Source organism: Pseudomonas sp. AC532 (assembly GCF_979258965.1).
In genome coordinates, this window is record NZ_OZ409888.1 from 3,265,909 (window position 1) to 3,282,694 (window position 16,786).

Sequence of the window (16,786 nt, forward strand, 5' to 3'; positions counted from 1 at the left end):
GCCTCGGCGTTGCGGCGGTGCTGGTCGAATTGCTCGTAACGTTCATGTGCCACCTGTTTCATCTGCTCATGGCTGACGTTGCCAGCGTTACGCAGCAGCGGCTGTTCGTTGAACGCCATGAAGCTGTCAATATACTGCCGCCAGTGGGCAAGTTGCAGGTGATTGCGCTGCTCTGCGCGTAGCTCCGCAAAATAGGAAAATACCGACCAAGCGGTTGAGCTGTTCCAGTTCTTCGGCGTCAAGGTAGTTCTTGGCTACAACCACGTCGGCCTTTCGCACCCGGTCACCTTTGAAGCTGAGTAGGTTCATATTGGGCCCGCTGGCATCGGCTCTTCTTACAATCAGCTCGGCTGCAGTGTGGCCGGTAACGGCGAAGAACAGTTTGTTCTGCGCCTCGGCAAACAGTTTGGCGGTGTCCTGCTCGTTGGCGCGGTAGTCCTCGGCCAGGGTGAAGAGGTCACGTACCTTTTGATAGAAACGCTTCTCCGAGGCTCGTATGTCACGGATGCGTTTGAGCAGTTCATCGAAGTAGTCCCAGCGCGGCTCCCTCAGTCGGGCATCGTCCATCACGAAGCCTTTCTGTAGGTACTCACCTAAAGTTCGAGTAGCCCACTGGCGGAACTGGGTGCCGCGTGTCGAGCGTACGCGATAGCCAACCGCGATAATCATGGGTAGCGAGTAGTGCGCCAGCTTACGTTTGACCTGACGTACACCCTCGGTTTGAACTGTCAAGTTTTCCTTGACGGTTGCCTCTTCTGCCAGCTCACCCTCTGCAAGGACGTTCTGTACATGCAGGCTGATATTCTGCTTGCTGGTCTGATATAGCTCGGCCATTTCCAGTTGCGTCAACCAGACCTGACCATCCATTTCTCGAAGCGTGAACTGTGCCAGGCCGTCTTCGGTGCTGTAGAGAATCAGCTCGCTATTTGCCATATCACCACTCACCTGCGGTTCATCCGTAAACGATGTTCGCTACCAAGGGTATTGGCGTGGGCCTGCATTTACTAGCGCCGAACGCTATAAGAAACTCGCGACGGATGCAGCGGGGCGCCAGAAACAACAAAGCCCGCACGGGGCGGGCTCTGTAGGGCGTTTCGTAGACATCTGTAGACAACTAGAAACAACGATCTGGCGCACCAGGCGGGATTCGAACCCACGACCCCTGCCTTCGGAGGGCAGTACTCTATCCAGCTGAGCTACTGGTGCGTTGCGGGGCGCAATCATACGCATGTCGCTGGCGTGCGTCCATGCTGCTGTCAAGGCTCGTTTGGCAGTGGGAAAGGCATAAGGAACGGCTGCTTGGGCGCCGGTAATCGGCTGGGTTGTTAATTTTCTCGAACGGGCCTATTGCCCTTTGACCGTGCTGATCTTAGGATCTGTTTGATATTTCAAACGCTGGTGTTTGCCAAGCTGAACTCTGGGCGTCGCCCCTCGTTCGAACGGCCAGGCAGTGGCTAATCTGTCGCTTCACCCATACCTGGGTTCGCTCCCAGCTTCTTTCGTCATCTTCTGGCGCCGTGGTGCCAGGATAGAGGAGACCGCCATGCAACTGAAAGACGCGCAATTGTTCCGCCAGCAGGCTTTCGTCAACGGCGCCTGGGCTGATGCCGACAGCGGCCAGACCATCAAGGTGAACAACCCGGCGACCGGTGAGGTGATTGGCACGGTGCCGAAGATGGGCGCGGCCGAGACCCGCCGTGCCATTGAAGCGGCTGACAAGGCGCTGCCGGCCTGGCGTGCGCTGACCGCCAAGGAGCGTTCCGCCAAGCTGCGCCGCTGGTATGAACTGATGCTGGAGAACCAGGACGACCTGGCGCGCCTGATGACCATCGAGCAGGGCAAGCCACTGGCCGAGGCCAAGGGCGAAATCGCCTACGCGGCCTCCTTCATCGAGTGGTTCGCCGAAGAAGCCAAGCGCGTGTATGGCGACACCATTCCGGGGCACCAGGCCGACAAGCGCCTGATCGTCATCAAGCAGCCGATCGGCGTTACTGCGGCCATCACGCCCTGGAACTTCCCGGCGGCGATGATCACCCGCAAGGCCGGCCCGGCGCTGGCCGCTGGTTGCACCATGGTGCTCAAGCCTGCTTCGCAGACGCCTTACTCCGCTCTGGCCCTGGCCGAGCTGGCCACCCGCGCCGGCATCCCGGCTGGCGTGTTCAGCGTGGTGACCGGCAGCGCGGGCGATATCGGCAGCGAGCTGACCGGCAACCCGATCGTGCGCAAGCTGTCGTTCACCGGCTCCACCGAGATCGGTCGCCAACTGATGGCCGAGTGCGCCCAGGACATCAAGAAGGTGTCCCTGGAGCTGGGCGGCAACGCGCCCTTCATCGTGTTCGACGACGCTGACCTGGACAAGGCCATCGAAGGCGCGATCATTTCCAAGTACCGCAACAACGGTCAGACCTGCGTGTGCGCCAACCGCATCTACGTGCAGGACGGCGTCTACGATGCCTTCGCCGAGAAGCTCAAGGTCGCGGTCGAGAAACTGAAGATCGGCAACGGTCTGGAGGACGGCACCACCACCGGCCCGCTGATCGACGAGAAGGCCGTGGCCAAGGTCAAAGAGCACATCGAGGACGCCGTGTCCAAAGGCGCCAAGATCCTCTCCGGCGGCAAGGCTCACGCCCTCGGCGGTACCTTTTTCGAGCCGACCATTCTGGCCGACGTGCCGAAGAATGCGCTGGTCTCCAAGGACGAAACCTTCGGCCCGCTGGCGCCACTGTTCCGTTTCAAGGACGAAGCCGAAGTGATCGCCATGGCCAACGACACCGAGTTCGGTCTGGCGTCCTACTTCTACGCCCGTGATCTGAGCCGTGTGTTCCGTGTGGCCGAGGCGCTGGAATACGGTATGGTCGGCATCAACACCGGGCTGATCTCCAACGAAGTGGCGCCGTTCGGCGGCATCAAGGCTTCGGGCCTGGGCCGTGAAGGCTCCAAGTACGGCATCGAGGACTATCTGGAAATCAAATACCTCTGCCTGAGTATCTAGGTAGTCGCTGCTGCGCTTCGGTGATGCTGCGTTAGCCCTTGTGACCCACATGGATGTGGGAAATGCCGCTACCCGCAGGAGCGGGTGCGGCCCTGACCTTCGCTCGCTACGCTCCGATAGTGCGTGAAAGCAAAAATACTCCCTGTGATCGGGGCGAGTGTTGCAGTCGATCATCGCATGCTGCGACGGCGCTAACCCGGTCATTTCATCCTTGAACCACACCGACGATGAGCGGTGAATGAGGAAGCCATGAGCAAGACCAACGAATCCCTGCTGCAACGCCGTCAGGCCGCCGTACCGCGCGGTGTCGGCCAGATCCACCCGATCGTCGCCGAGCGCGCCGAGAACGCTACCGTGTGGGATGTGGAAGGTCGCGAGTACATCGACTTCGCTGGCGGCATCGCCGTGCTGAACACCGGCCACCTGCACCCGAAAGTGGTCGCCGCCGTTCAGGAACAGCTGACCAAGCTGAGCCATACCTGCTTCCAGGTGCTGGCGTACGAGCCCTATATCGAGCTGTGCGAAGAGATCGCCAAGCGCGTACCGGGCGACTTCGCCAAGAAGACCCTGCTGGTGACCTCGGGCTCCGAAGCCGTCGAGAACGCCGTGAAGATCGCCCGTGCCGCCACCGGCCGCGCTGGCGTGATCGCCTTCACGGGTGCCTACCACGGCCGCACCATGATGACCCTGTCGCTGACCGGCAAGGTCGCGCCGTACTCCGCTGGCATGGGCCTGATGCCTGCCGGCGTGTACCGCGCCATCGCGCCGTGCGAGCTGCATGGCGTGAGCGAAGACGAATCCATCGCCAGCATCGAGCGCGTATTCAAGAACGACGCCCAGCCCCAGGACATCGCCGCGATCATCATCGAGCCGGTGCAGGGCGAAGGTGGTTTCTACGTCAATTCGCCCGCCTTCATGCAGCGCCTGCGCGCCCTGTGCGACCAGCACGGCATCCTGCTGATCGCTGACGAAGTGCAGACCGGCGCGGGCCGCACCGGCACCTTCTTCGCCACCGAGCAACTGGGCGTGGTGCCGGACCTGACCACCTTCGCCAAATCCGTCGGCGGCGGTTTCCCGATCTCCGGCGTCAGCGGCAAGGCCGAGATCATGGACACCATCGCTCCCGGCGGCCTGGGCGGCACCTATGCCGGTAGCCCGATCGCCTGCGCCGCGGCCCTGGCCGTGCTCAAGGTGTTCGACGAAGAGAAGCTGTTGGATCGTTCCAATGCCGTGGGCGAGAAGCTGAAAGCCGGCCTGCACAAGATCGCTGAGAAACACAAGGTGATTGGTGACGTGCGTGGCCTGGGTTCGATGATCGCCATCGAGCTGTTCGAAGGCGGCGACCACAGCAAACCGGCTGCCGAGCTGACGGGCAAGATCGTCGCCAAGGCGCGCGAGAAAGGCCTGATCCTGCTGTCGTGTGGCACCTACTACAACGTGGTGCGCTTCCTGATGCCGGTCACCATCCCGGACGAGCAGCTGGAAAAAGGCATCGCCATCGTCGCCGAGTGCTTCGACGAACTGGCGTAAGCCAATGTGTTGAAAAAGACCCGCTTCGGCGGGTCTTTTTTTGCCTGCGGTTTTGCCTATGCTCCGCCAGATGGATCACACCATCCGTGGCCTGGCCCGGGCGATGCCATTGCATCCATCGCTGCGAGCTGCAGGCAGGCTGTCCGGTTGGGAGTGGGCAGATGTTCAGGCGCTTTGGCCCGGCCTGCTCGAAAATTGGCCGCTGTGGGGGCCGCGTGAGAACGATGGGGCATGCTGTAAAAAATGTGTCGAAAGCCTGCCCCAAGCGTCTCCTCTCTTGCTCGAAGCGGCTGGCTGCCGCCATGCTCGGCGAATGCCCGAACGCGCGGGATCATTGTGTGCCTGTTTCGGTCAAAGCTCGCTGTGCATTCCCGTAGCGGCCATCCGCCGCTCTGCTCAGGCTCACAAGGATATCGGTGTAGATGACTGACTACGATCTGTTGCTGGTAGGCGCAGGCCCGGCCCATCTCGGGGTTCTGCGGCGCTGGGCGCTGATCGAGCGGCCGGCGGGTCGCATCGCCCTGGTCGCCAGTGCCGAGCACACCTGGCACGCTGGCATGCTGCCGGGGCTGGTGGCAGGGCGTTACAGCGCCGCGGACTGCCAGATCGAGCTGACGGCGCTGTGCCAGGCCGCCCAGGTGGAGCTGATCGTTGCGCCGGTGGCCACCCTCGAGGCGGCCACCCGGCAACTGAGCCTGGCCGATGGCCGCGTGCTACGGGGCAACTGGCTGTCGTTGAACGCCGGTGACCGCGTTGCCTGCCCACCCCGCGAAGGCGAAGCTATGGACGTGCTGGCGGTCAAACCGGTGGACAGCTTCATCGCTGGTTGGCAGGCCTGGCAGCGTGATCCGCAGCCGCTGGCGATTCTCGGTGGAGGCGTGGCGGGCGTGGAAATGGCCCTCGCGCTGGCCGATCAGGTACCGCAGCTGGCGCTGTTCTGTGGCGAGCCGCTGCTGGCCGGCCATTGCCCCGGGTTGCGCATGCGCGCCTGGGGCCATCTGCGCATGCGCCGGGTGCAGGTGCGCGAGCATTGCCCGATCAGCCGCATAGACGGCGACTGCCTGATCAGCGGTGACGCCGCCGTGTGGCGCGGTGGCCGGTTGCTGCTGGCCAGTGGCGCTCAGGCGCTGCCGTGGATCGCCGACAGCGGCCTGGGCTGCGATGCCGATGGCTTCGTGCACACCGCGCCGACCTTGCAGAGCCACTCCCACCCGCAGATCTTCGCCGTGGGCGATTGCGCCAGCCTGCCGGGCGTGCGCAAGAGCGGGCTGTATTCGATGCGCCAGGTACCGGTGCTCGGCGCCAACCTGTCGGCTGCATTGCGCGGCGGCGCGCTGCGTGATTTCAACACACGCGGTCAGCGCCCGCTGTTGCTCGCCAGCGGCGACGGCGGTGCCTTGTTCGGCTGGCAACAATGGAGCGCAGGCGGGCACTTCTTCGGGCGCTGCAAGGACTACTTCGACCGCGCCTTCGTCAAGCGCCACAGCCTCATCCGCTGACCGCGCGCCACGCCGCCTGCCTCCCTGCTACCAAAGTGCCATAGCCCGGCGCATCATGAGGTGGTCAACTCGGCTGTCTACAGATCCGCTTCGCGCTGCCGATCAGCTGTAGGTGGGCGTGGTCTGTCGCTGACGCACTGGCCACGGCCGCTATCCCGGCACAATAAGAATAAAGAGGTTCGCCATGGGTTCTGTTTTTACGCATGACCGGCTGGCAATGGCCCTGCACCTGCTCGGCCTGTTGGCGTTGCTGGTGGTCTGGCAGCAGGTGCATCTGCCTGCCTCTTTCGCGGTGGTCGCGCTGTTGCTGCTGGCGCTGTGGCCCTGGTTCGGGCCCTGGCGGCGACCGGGCGTGGTGGCTACCGATGCGCCGCCGGCCGCTTCGCTGGACGCATTGAGCCAGAGCCTGTCACAGCACACCTGCCACAACGCCCTGTCGGCAGCCCAGGTGGCCTTCACCGTGCAGCAACTGGCCGGCAGGCTGCAGTCGCAACTGGCAGCGGTCGAGCAGATCGGCGAAGGCGCCCATGCCGTGACCCGCACCGAACAGAGCAACGCCGAGCGCGCCGTGCAGACCCTTGGCGCCGCGCAGACCGTGCGTACCAGCAGCGCCACCGGCCAGGCCGAACTGCAGCGGGCGATCAGCCGCATGCAGCAGCTCAGCGCCCAGGCAGCCGCCAGTCGCGAGCTGATCGACGGCCTCGGCGCACGCACCGAGCAGATCGAGCAGGTCACCCAGGTGATCCAGTCCATCGCCAGCCAGACCAACCTGCTGGCGCTCAACGCCGCCATCGAGGCTGCCCGTGCTGGCGAGCAGGGCCGTGGCTTTGCGGTGGTCGCCGACGAGGTGCGCAGCCTGGCCGGGCGTACCGCCACCGCCACCGGCGAAGTCGGGCAGATGGTTGCCGATATCCGCCAGCAGAGCGCGGCGGTGGTCAGCCATATTCAGCGTCAGGCCGAGGAGCTGGAAGGCGCGGCGCGGCAGATCGAGTTCACGGGCGAGCAGTTGCGCGGCATCGCCGACCTGGCGGCGGACGTCGACACCCAGGTGGCGCAGATCAGCGCCGGCACCGCGAGTAACCACGAACATCTGGCCGAGCTGCTGGTGGCGGTCGAGCAACTGCGCGGCGACGTGCGCAGCAGCGAGGATCAGACCCGGCAACTGGGCAAGGCCGCCGAACAACTGGTCGGCCAGGCGGAAAGCGTCAGCGAACAGCTCGCCAGTGTCGGCCTGGACGATTACCACCAGCGTATCTATGACCTGGCGCTGGAGGGCGCCGCGGCAATTGCCCGGCAATTCGAGGCGGATATTCAGGCCAGGCGCATCAGCCTGGCGGATCTGTTCGACCGTCACTACCAGCCGATCCCGGACAGCTTCCCGGCCAAATTCCGCACGCGCTTCGACAGCTATGCCGATGGCGTGCTGCCGGCACTTCAGGAGCCGCTGCTCAAGCGCCACGAGGGCCTGGTGTTCGCCATCGCCACTACGCCGGAAGGCTACGTGCCGACCCACAATGCGGCGTTCAACCATCCGCCCACCGGTGACCGCGCGGTGGATACCGTGAAGAGCCGCAGCAAGCGGATGTTCAATGACCGCACCGGCATCCGCTGCGGCAGCCACAAGCAACGCCTGCTGTTGCAGACCTACATGCGCGACACGGGTGAGCTGATGCACGACCTGTCGGTGCCGATCCACGTACAGGGCAAGCACTGGGGTGGCTTGCGGCTGGGCTACAAGCCCGAGCCGTGACCGATCATTGTTTAGCCGCAGACAATCTGAAGGTGCGGTAATAACGATTTAACCTGACTGTAGTGGCGTGCGAGCCTCGCTGGCATGTGTATTACGGTCTGCACCTCTGCTCAAGCCACCACCCTGCCAGCCCTGCGCTCGCGGGGGCGGGTGCCCGAACCCACGGGCCTGCCGCAGACCCTCGCCTTCTGGGCGCTCTGGCACTGCCGCCACGCGCGCCCGCCGGATGTTCTTCTCGCCTTTTGATCCCCATGGCTGCTCATGCAGCCCCAAGACGATCCGGGCCCGCCGTGGCGGTCGCCCGTGGCCATACGAGAAGACACCATCATGCAATTCGCGCCTGTGCAGGACGCCGAGGATTTCCTCGCGCAAAACCCCGATATCGAGCTGTTCGAACTGTTCATCATCGACGCCAACGGCGTGCCGCGCGGCAAGCTGTTGCACCGTGATGAATTGCTTGCCGTTTACCGCAGCGGGCGGCCGTTGCCGAGTACCATCCTTGGCCTGAGTATCAATGGCGATGACGTCGAGGATTCCGGCCTGGTCTGGGACGTCGGCGACATCGACTGCCGCGCCTACCCACTGGCCGGCAGCCTGGTGCGCCTGCCCTGGCGGCTGATTCCCACCGCTGCGGTGCAGGTCAGCATGCATCCGCAGGAAGGTCTGCCAGCCACCGTCGCCGACCCGCGCCACGTGCTGGTGCAGGTGATCGAGCGGCTGCAGGCCGAAGGCTTCCATCCGGTGATGGCCTGCGAGCTGGAGTTCTACCTGCTCGATGCCAAGCGCGATAGCCGCGGCAACCCGCAACCGGCTCTGGATGCCGATGGTGGTCGCCCGCGAAGCACCCAGGTTTACGGCCTGCGCGAGCTGGAGCAGATCGAACCGTTTCTTGCCGACCTGTACGCCGCTTGCAAAGCGCAGGGTATTCCCGCGCGCACAGCGATTTCCGAGTACGCGCCGGGGCAGGTGGAAATTACGCTGGAGCACGGTGACGCGCTGCAAGCCATGGACCAGGCGGTGCGCTACAAGCGCCTGGTCAAGGGCGTGGCGCACCGGCATGGCATGCAGGCGTGTTTTATGGCCAAACCGTTCGATCACCTGGCCGGCACCGGCATGCACATGCACGTCAGCCTCAACGACGCGGCCGGCCGCAACCTGTTCGCCAGCGAGGCACCCGCCGGCACGCCGCTGCTGCGCCACGCAGTCGGCGGGATGCTCGCCAGCCTGCTCGATTCGTTGCTGATTTTCTGCCCCAACGCCAACTCCTACCGGCGCTTCCAGGCCAACAGCTACGCACCGCTGGCGCCCACCTGGGGTGTGGACAACCGCACCGTCAGCCTGCGGGTGCCGGGTGGCCCGGCGCAGACGCGGCACATCGAGCACCGCATCTGCGGCGCCGATGCCAATCCCTACCTGGCCGCTGCGGCGGTCCTCGCCGGGATTCACCGCGGCATCCGCGAGGAGCTTGATCCAGGCGAGCCCATCGAGGGCAACGGTTATGCCCAGGCGACGACGCTGCTGCCCACCGACTGGTTGACCTCGCTGCGCGCGCTGCAGGCCTCGAGCTGGGCGCCGGATGCACTGGGCGAGGGGTTCCTGCGTGTGTATTTGGCTGTGAAGCGTGAGGAACACCGGCGTTTCATGGGGGAAGTCGGTGAACAGGACTGGCGCTGGTACCTGACCCAGGCGTGAGCTGTTCAAAAAACGATCAATCGTGGCAGGCCAGGGCCTGCCACCAAGGAACCGATATGACAAACAACGCGACGGCGGCCGGGCGCAGCCCGTCCTACTACAGCGCGACCATCGACCAGGACAGCGACTACCCGAGCGTGCAGGGTGAAGTGCGGGTCGATGTGGCGATCATCGGCGGCGGCTTCACCGGCGTGGCCACGGCGGTGGAACTGGCCGAACGTGGCTTCAAGGTCGCCGTAGTGGAGGCCAACCGCATCGGCTGGGGCGCCAGCGGGCGCAATGGCGGGCAGGTCACCGGCAGCCTGTCCGGCGACACGGCGATGACCAAGCAGATGCGCAAGCGTCTGGGCGATGAGGTCGATGACTTCATCTGGAACCTGCGCTGGCGCGGTCACAGCATCATCGAGCAGCGGGTACAGCGCTACGGCATCGCCTGCGACCTCAAGCACGGCCACCTGCATGCGGCGATGAAGCCTGCTCACATGAACGAACTGCGTAGCTTCCGCGACGAAGCGCTGAGCCGCGGCATGGAGGCCGACGTGACCCTGCTGGATGCGTGCGGCGTGCGTGCCCACCTGGCCAGCGACCTCTACCTCGGCGCGTTGAAGAACACCCGCAATCTGCACCTGCATCCGCTCAACCTGTGCCTGGGCGAAGCGCGGGCGGCGCACAGCCTGGGCGCGCTGATCTTCGAGCGCTCGCCGGTGCTGGAGATCGTGCATGGCGATACGCCGATACTGGTGACGGCCGAGGGGCGGGTGGTCGCCAATCAGGTGCTGCTGGCCGGCGACGTGTACCACAAGCTGGAGCCGGAAAAGCTCAAGGGCCTGATTTTTCCGGCGATGGGCGGCATCGTCACCACTGCGCCGCTGGGCGAGCTGGCGGAGCAGATCAACCCTCAGGATCTCGCCGTGTACGACTGCCGCTTCGTGCTCGATTATTACCGCCTGACCGCCGACGGACGCCTGCTGTTCGGCGGCGGTGCCAACTACTCGGGGCGCGACTCGCGGGACATCGCCGCCGAGCTGCGACCCGGCATCGAGCGCACCTTCCCGAGCCTGAAAGACGTGCCCATCGAGTTTCAGTGGAGCTGCGCCATGGGCATCGTTGTCAACCGCATCCCGCAGTTGGGCAAGCTGTCGCCCAACGTCTGGTACTGCCAGGGTTACTCCGGCCACGGCATCGCCACCAGCCATGTGATGGGCGAGATCATGGCCGAAGCCATGAGCGGCGAGCTGTCACGCTTCGAGACCTTTGCCGGCTGCTCGCAAGTCAAGGTGCCGATGGGCGACGTGTTCGGCAACCCGATGCTGGCGCTTGGCATGTGGTATTACCAACTACTGGAAAAGCTGCGGTAGGCGCGAATTTCCCAAGCGCGCATGGTTGCGTAGATGTGGCATCTAGCGGTGGCCTTGGCGCGGATTTACGGTATGGCCGCGATCGTTCGCGCCGGGGGCGACGCTCCTACGCGAGAGGTGGTGATGCCGCGATCACTTGTAGGAGCCGCGACCCCGCGGCGAATGGCGGCCTTGGCGCGGATTTACGGTATGGCCGCAATCGTTCGCGCCGGGGGCGACGCTCCTACGGGATTGGGGTAACGCCGCGATTCATCGTGGGAGCCGCGACCCCGCGGCGAATGGCGGCCTTGGCGCGGATTTACGGTATGGCCGCAATCGTTCGCGCCGGGGGCGACGCTCCTACGGGATTGGGGGTAACGCCGCGATTCATCGTGGGAGCCGCGACCCCGCGGCGAATGGCGGCTGTGATGCGGTGGTGCGGGACGGCCGCGATCGTTCGCGCCGGGGGCGACGTTGCTACGGGATTGGGGTAACGCCGCGATTCATCGTGGGAGCGGCGCCCCCGCGGCGAATGGCGGCCTTGGCGCGGATTTACGGTATGGCCGCAATCGCTCGCGCCGGGGGCGACGTTCCTACGGGATTGGGGGGAACGCCGCGATTCATCGTGGGAGCCGCGACCCCGCGGCGAATGGTGGCCTTGGCGCGGATTTTTGGGATAGCCGCAATCGTTCGCGCCGGGGGCGACGTTCCTACGGGATTGGGGGGAACGCCGCGATTCATCGTGGGAGCCGTGACCCCGCGGCGAATGGCGGCTGTGATGCGGTGGTGCGGGACGGCCGCGATCGTTCGCGCCGGGGGCGACGTTCCTACGGGATTGGGGGTAACGCCGCGATTCATCGTGGGAGCCGCGACCCCGCGGCGAATGGCGGCCTTGCCGCGGATTTTTGGGATAGCCGCAATCGTTCGCGCCGGGGGCGACGCTCCTACGGGATTGGGGTAACGCCGCGATTCATCGTGGGAGCCGTGACCCCGCGGCGAATGGCGGCTGTGATGCGGTGGTGCGGGACGGCCGCGATCGTTCGCGCCGGGGGCGACGTTGCTACGGGATTGGGGTAACGCCGCGATTCATCGTGGGAGCCGCGACCCCGCGGCGAATGGCGGCCTTGGCGCGGATTTACGGTATGGCCGCAATCGTTCGCGTCGGGGGCGATGCACCTATGCGCGTTTGGGCGCTTCGTGCGGTTCCGGCACTTCGTCGCGGTCGTCGATGAATTCGGTGCGCGGCGAGCCGTCGGCGTTGAGCTGGAATACCCGGCTGGGCTGGCCCTCGGCGTTGAACAGCACCTGGCCAAGGCCGGCGGAATTCCACAGCCGTTCGCCGGCCTTGCTGTGTTCAGGGATGTGCGGGAACACCTGCATGCGGCGGCGCTTGGTCAGCCAGTTGAGGGGTGACCGGGGCGCGTACAGCCAGCGGTTGAGGCGGTCGAACAGGTTCAGCAGGCGCTCCGGAAATTCGTTCTTCACGCCGCTGCTGGTGATCTGCCAGATGGTCGGACCATTGCGTCGTTGGCGTACCTTGACCTCATAGAAGAACGAGTAGTGCACGTCGCCGGAGAGCACCACGTAGTCCCGCGGCGTACGCGAGTGGCGGAAGATGTTCATCATCACGCTGGCGGCGCCGCGATGGGCCATCCAGTTTTCCGCGTCGACCATCAGCGGGTGCCCGGCCCAGCTGAATACGCGCTGCACCGCCTCGATCAGTTTGACGCCGAACATCGGTGCCGGCGAGACGATGATCGCCGAGGGGTGGTCGAGCAGGTCCTGCTGGAATTCGCTCAAGGCCTCCCAGTCGAGCAGCCCTGATGGGCGCTTGAAGTTGCGCTCGCTGCGCCAGCGTCGGGTTCGGGTGTCGAGCACCAGCAGCGCCGGGGTGGTCGGCAGCACGTAGTGCCATTGTTGAAAGCGCATCAGGTCATCGATCAGTTGGTCCTGAGCCGGGCTGCCGAAGCCGGTGCCCTGCGCCTGCTCGCACAGGGCGCGAACGTCGGCCAGTGGCTCGGCAAAGGCGTCGGGGTTGTTGCCCCAGCCCTGGCACAGCAGGTAGCCGATCAGCGCGTTGCCGATGATGCGTTTGGAGAAAGGGTGGCCGTAGGCGGTTTCCTCCCACTGTGCGGACAGGTTCCAGTCGTCGGTGATGTCGTGGTCATCGAAGATCATCAGATTCGGCAGGTGTGCCAGCACCCGGGCGACCTCGCCAAGGCTGGCAACGAACGCTGCGATGTTGGCGCGCTCACGGTCGTAGCGCTGGGCATCCTCGGCGCTCAGCGGCGGCGCTTGAGTGTCGAGCAGCGTCCAGGGCGTGGGTGACCACGCCAGCAGGTACATGGCCAGCACTTCGGCCAGGGTTACCAGATGGTTGTCGGCGTTGCTGCTGGTGAAGATGGGTTTTTCGGCGCCGCCGAAGAAACGATCGCGCAGGGTTTCATTGCTCTTCAGAGCAGGCAGCAGGTCGGCCCGGTGGTAATAGCTGGCCGGGTGACCGTAGAGGTCGGCACTATCCTCGACCACCGCACCTTCGAGTTGCTCGTGGTACAGGCCCAGGCGTTCGATCAACTGGTGGACGGCGCGCAGCATGGGACCGGCTACGTCGTCGACGTACACCTGATCACCGCTGTGCATCAGCAGCGCAGGCCGCTCTTTCGCCGCGTGGGGCTTGGCCAGCAGGCGGTCTGCGCAGAGCAGGCCATCCCTGCACGGGTAATGAGGCTTGCGGCAGGAGCCATGCAGCAGGTTGTCGATGCGCGAGCGCAGCACGAAGTTGGGCTGGGTCGCGCCGTCATACAGTAAGTGCGCGGCCCAGTTGGCGATGCCGCCGTGGCCGTCGACCAGCAGGTCGTAGGCAATCACTTCGTCCTGCGGCAGCGCGTCATCGAGTTTCAGGTCGATGAGGTGGATGACCGCGTGCCGGCCGATCGTCAGGCGCTGGCAGGCGTCATCAGCCAACGGATAGTCACGGGCCGGCTGCCCGCCGGGCGCAAGGCGCAGCGTCAGCTGCAGTGCGTGGCTGCCCACCAGCCACAGCACCAGGCGGCCGGGCTCCAGGCGGCGCAGGATCGGGCCGGCGAGTACGGCGGGCAGGTCGGTGGAATCTTCAGGGTTTGGCAACGGCATCCGGGATTGCTTCCAGTCGATGGGCGATCAGCCCGCCAACCTGTATTTCAGAGAATGAATTGGGACATGGCGCTCTGCCATTGGTTCGTTTGTCACAAAAGCTTCATCAGGTCAGCGTGCCGCATCGCGCAGGCCATCGAGGTCGAGAATTTCGATTTCGCCATAGGTCAGCCGCACGATGCCACGCGCCTGCAGATCCTTGAGCAGGCCGTTGGCAGTCTGCCGGGACATCGCCAGCATCGCGGCCAACTGTTCCTGCGCCAGGTGGATGATGCGCCGCGGCCCCTGGCTTTCGCCATAGTCCTCGGCAATCAGCAGCAGCCGGCGGGCCAGGCGTTGCGCCGCGGGCAGCAGGCTCATTTCCTCCAGCAGGATAAAGGCCAGGCGTACCTTGTTGGCCATCAGCAAGGCGATGTCGCGCCAATAGGCGGGCTGCGCATCGAGCAGGTTAAGCACACTTGCCTGCGGCACATGCAGCAGGGTCGCGGAGCTTTCAGCATAGGCGTCGTGGGTGCGCGGCTGGCCATCGAACAGGGCGATTTCGCCGAACCAGTGCGGCGCCTCCACCACGGCCAGCAACGCCTGCTTGCCCTGGGCGTCCACGCTGCCAACCCGCATGGCGCCACCGAGCACGGCATACAGGCCGCTCGGCGCATCGCCGCGGCTGAACAAGCGCTGGCCCGCTTGCAGGTTCAGCAGCCGACCCTGTGCCAACAGCGCCTGCTGCAGCGCTGGCGGCAGCCCGGCGAACCATTGACCCTGAAGCAGAACGGCATGCAGATCGATCATCGATGTTCCGGTTTGTCGGCTAGCTGACAGTGCTGGCGAGCGGGTGGCGCCATTATGCGGCGACAGCTACCCGAGAGGATAACAACAATGAAAACCCTGGTGGATCATCTCGCCCAGTACGCGGCTTATCACCGTGACCGGCGCAATATCATCACCCATTTCGTGGGCATCCCCATGATCGTGCTGGCGGTCACCGTGCTGCTGTCGCGCCCTGGCTTTACGCTCGCCGGGCTGTGGCTGTCGCCCGCGTTGGCGGTGGCTCTGGTGACGACGCTGTTCTACCTGCGCCTGGATTTTCGCTTCGGCGTTGTGATGGGTGTGCTGCTGGGCCTTTGTGTGTGGTTCGGCGCCGGCCTGGCGGTCGGCGGCACGGCCCTGTGGTTGAGCGCAGGGCTGGGGTTGTTCGTGGTGGGCTGGGTCATCCAGTTCGTCGGGCACTTCTACGAAGGCCGCAAGCCGGCATTCGTCGACGACATCATGGGGCTGATGATCGGGCCGTTGTTCGTGGTCGCCGAGGCTGCCTTTCTGCTCGGTTTGCGTCAGGAGGTCGAACACGAAGTGGTGCAGCGCGCCGGGCCGACCTGTATTCGCGAACGCAAGACGGCGTGATGTGTTGATCGTTCCTCACGCACCGCGTGGGAATGCATCCAAGGACGCTCCGCGTCCGCTGTTGCGGGCAACACGGCGCAGAGCGCCTGGGCCTTAGCGACCACGCTGGAGCGTGGGAGCCATCATCTCGGCTTGATTGGTCCGTAGGGTGGACAACGCTCTTTTTGTCCACCATTGCGATGGTGGTGCGGTGGACGGATCGGGCCGCGCAGGCAAGCGTCGTCCACCCTGCAAGGGGCCGCTTTCGTACATTGCAGCCTCTAGAACCCGCCGCGTAACGCCAGGTCGGCGCCGAGCAGCAGCAGGCCGATAAAGAACCAGCGCTTGAAGCGTTCCGGGCTGATACGGCGGCGCAACCACTGGCCGCCGGCCATGCCCAGCAGGGCTGGCAACAATGCCAGGGCGGATACGCCGAGCACCGCAGGCTGCAGCAGTTCACCGCTGTGCCCCAGGCTCAGCCCGTAGGGTGGACAACGCTCTTTTTGTCCACCATTGCGATGGTGGTGCGGTGGACGGATCGGGCCGCGCAGGCAAGCGTCGTCCACCCTACAAGGGCCGCTTTCGTACATTGCAGCCTCTAGAACCCGCCGCGTAACGCCAGGTCGGCGCCGAGCAGCAGCAGGCCGATAAAGAACCAGCGCTTGAAGCGTTCCGGGCTGATACGGCGGCGCAGCCATTGGCCGCCGGCCATGCCCAGCAGGGCTGGCAACAATGCCAGGGCGGATACGCCGAGCACCGCAGGCTGCAGCAGTTCACCGCTGTGCCCCAGGCTCAGGGCCAGCGCCAGGGTGGAGACGCTGAAGGAAATCCCCAGGGCCTGCACCAGGTCGTCCTTTTCCAGGCCGATGGCCTGCAGATAAGGCACCGCCGGGATCACGAAGACCCCCGTCACCGCGGTGATCGCCCCGGTGATGGCGCCGATGATCGGGCCCAGCCAGGCTTCCCGGGTCGGCCGTACCGTGAAGCGCACGGACGCCAACCCCAATAGCCCATAGACAATCAGTGCCAGGCCCAGCCAGCGCGTGGCGTTCGGCAGCTGTTCGCCCTGCAGGTAGGCGCTGATCGCGAGGGTGCCGAGCACGATGCCCAGCAGCAGCGGCCACAGCCGGCGCAGCATCGGCAGCGGGCTGCGGCCATCACAGAGCTGCCAGATGTTGGTGACCATCGACGGAATGATCAGCAGCGCCGCCGCCTGCATCGGCAGCATCACCAGGCCCAGCAGGCCGACGGCGATGGTCGGCAGGCCAAGACCGACCACGCCCTTGACCATGCCGGCGAGCAGGAAGGTCAGGAGAATCAGCGGCAGGTAGCTGACGAGGCCGTCGAAGGTGAGCATGGGCGCGCGTCCGTCTGAAGAAGGCTCCCTATGGTAGGCGAAGGGGCCCAACAAAAAACGCCGTTCTCCAATAGGGCACGGCGTTTTTCATCAAGCGTCTGGCGCAGAGCGCAAGGAGCG

11 protein-coding genes, 1 tRNA gene and 1 pseudogene are annotated in these 16,786 nt (G+C 65.0%); 7 read left to right on the top strand and 6 right to left on the bottom strand.

Annotation, left to right across the window (positions count from 1 at the left end):
- Window positions 1-68 precede the first annotated feature (68 nt).
- Window positions 69-933, bottom strand: a pseudogene (rhuM, locus tag ACZ0AV_RS15335) (RhuM family protein); the annotation flags it as partial.
- Window positions 934-1,129: 196 nt separating this feature from the next.
- Window positions 1,130-1,206: transfer RNA gene (locus ACZ0AV_RS15340), tRNA-Arg, on the bottom strand.
- 337 nt (window positions 1,207-1,543) lie between these two features.
- Here ACZ0AV_RS15340 and gabD point away from each other — a divergent pair.
- The 6 genes from gabD to ACZ0AV_RS15370 all read left to right on the top strand — a co-directional run bounded on the left by gabD (window position 1,544) and on the right by ACZ0AV_RS15370 (window position 10,821).
- Entirely contained in the window at window positions 1,544-2,992 is a 1,449-nt protein-coding gene (gene gabD / locus ACZ0AV_RS15345) for an NADP-dependent succinate-semialdehyde dehydrogenase (RefSeq protein WP_499151820.1), read from the top strand.
- A gap of 249 nt (window positions 2,993-3,241) precedes the next feature.
- A complete protein-coding gene (gene gabT / locus ACZ0AV_RS15350; protein WP_070881107.1) occupies window positions 3,242-4,522 on the top strand; it encodes a 4-aminobutyrate--2-oxoglutarate transaminase in 1,281 nt (426 codons plus the stop codon).
- A 422-nt stretch (window positions 4,523-4,944) separates the two neighbouring features.
- The gene (locus tag ACZ0AV_RS15355) at window positions 4,945-6,021 is read left to right on the top strand and encodes an FAD-dependent oxidoreductase (protein ID WP_499151821.1); all 1,077 of its coding nucleotides are present in this window, start codon (window positions 4,945-4,947) and stop codon (window positions 6,019-6,021) included.
- A gap of 217 nt (window positions 6,022-6,238) precedes the next feature.
- Complete coding sequence (locus ACZ0AV_RS15360; protein ID WP_499153374.1) at window positions 6,239-7,771, top strand: methyl-accepting chemotaxis protein; 1,533 nt, start codon at window positions 6,239-6,241, stop codon at window positions 7,769-7,771.
- Between the two features lie 327 nt (window positions 7,772-8,098).
- Entirely contained in the window at window positions 8,099-9,463 is a 1,365-nt protein-coding gene (locus tag ACZ0AV_RS15365; protein ID WP_499151822.1) for a glutamine synthetase family protein, read from the top strand.
- Window positions 9,464-9,519: 56 nt separating this feature from the next.
- Window positions 9,520-10,821: an NAD(P)/FAD-dependent oxidoreductase gene (locus tag ACZ0AV_RS15370; protein ID WP_499151823.1), complete on the top strand. Its 1,302-nt coding sequence runs from the start codon at window positions 9,520-9,522 to the stop codon at window positions 10,819-10,821.
- 1,155 nt (window positions 10,822-11,976) lie between these two features.
- On the opposite strand, the gene ACZ0AV_RS15375 is transcribed toward ACZ0AV_RS15370, so the two are convergent.
- Both ACZ0AV_RS15375 and ACZ0AV_RS15380 read right to left on the bottom strand, forming a co-directional pair.
- Window positions 11,977-13,932, bottom strand: coding sequence for a metallophosphoesterase family protein (locus tag ACZ0AV_RS15375; RefSeq protein WP_499151824.1), 1,956 nt, complete (start codon window positions 13,930-13,932; stop codon window positions 11,977-11,979).
- A gap of 111 nt (window positions 13,933-14,043) precedes the next feature.
- Window positions 14,044-14,721 (bottom strand): Crp/Fnr family transcriptional regulator, encoded by a 678-nt coding sequence (locus tag ACZ0AV_RS15380; protein WP_499151825.1) that lies wholly within the window; start codon window positions 14,719-14,721, stop codon window positions 14,044-14,046.
- An 87-nt stretch (window positions 14,722-14,808) separates the two neighbouring features.
- Between ACZ0AV_RS15380 and ACZ0AV_RS15385 the strand changes: the two genes are divergently transcribed.
- A complete protein-coding gene (locus tag ACZ0AV_RS15385; protein WP_499151826.1) occupies window positions 14,809-15,330 on the top strand; it encodes an Mpo1 family 2-hydroxy fatty acid dioxygenase in 522 nt (173 codons plus the stop codon).
- Between the two features lie 260 nt (window positions 15,331-15,590).
- Here the strand turns inward: ACZ0AV_RS15385 and ACZ0AV_RS15390 are convergent, their stop codons facing one another.
- Together ACZ0AV_RS15390 and ACZ0AV_RS15395 are read right to left on the bottom strand one after the other, a co-directional pair.
- Entirely contained in the window at window positions 15,591-15,899 is a 309-nt protein-coding gene (locus tag ACZ0AV_RS15390; protein ID WP_499151827.1) for a hypothetical protein, read from the bottom strand.
- 8 nt (window positions 15,900-15,907) lie between these two features.
- Entirely contained in the window at window positions 15,908-16,666 is a 759-nt protein-coding gene (locus ACZ0AV_RS15395) for a sulfite exporter TauE/SafE family protein (RefSeq protein WP_499151828.1), read from the bottom strand.
- Window positions 16,667-16,786 lie beyond the last annotated feature (120 nt).

Coding starts and splice junctions, on each gene's coding strand:
- ACZ0AV_RS15355 (WP_499151821.1), top strand. CDS start 4,945: ATGACTGACTACGATCTGTTGCTGGTAGGCGCAGGCCCGGCCCATCTC.
- ACZ0AV_RS15380 (WP_499151825.1), bottom strand. CDS start 14,721: ATGATCGATCTGCATGCCGTTCTGCTTCAGGGTCAATGGTTCGCCGGG.
- gabD (WP_499151820.1), top strand. CDS start 1,544: ATGCAACTGAAAGACGCGCAATTGTTCCGCCAGCAGGCTTTCGTCAAC.
- ACZ0AV_RS15365 (WP_499151822.1), top strand. CDS start 8,099: ATGCAATTCGCGCCTGTGCAGGACGCCGAGGATTTCCTCGCGCAAAAC.
- gabT (WP_070881107.1), top strand. CDS start 3,242: ATGAGCAAGACCAACGAATCCCTGCTGCAACGCCGTCAGGCCGCCGTA.
- ACZ0AV_RS15390 (WP_499151827.1), bottom strand. CDS start 15,899: ATGTACGAAAGCGGCCCTTGTAGGGTGGACGACGCTTGCCTGCGCGGC.
- ACZ0AV_RS15360 (WP_499153374.1), top strand. CDS start 6,239: ATGGCCCTGCACCTGCTCGGCCTGTTGGCGTTGCTGGTGGTCTGGCAG.
- ACZ0AV_RS15395 (WP_499151828.1), bottom strand. CDS start 16,666: ATGCTCACCTTCGACGGCCTCGTCAGCTACCTGCCGCTGATTCTCCTG.
- ACZ0AV_RS15385 (WP_499151826.1), top strand. CDS start 14,809: ATGAAAACCCTGGTGGATCATCTCGCCCAGTACGCGGCTTATCACCGT.
- ACZ0AV_RS15370 (WP_499151823.1), top strand. CDS start 9,520: ATGACAAACAACGCGACGGCGGCCGGGCGCAGCCCGTCCTACTACAGC.
- ACZ0AV_RS15375 (WP_499151824.1), bottom strand. CDS start 13,932: ATGCCGTTGCCAAACCCTGAAGATTCCACCGACCTGCCCGCCGTACTC.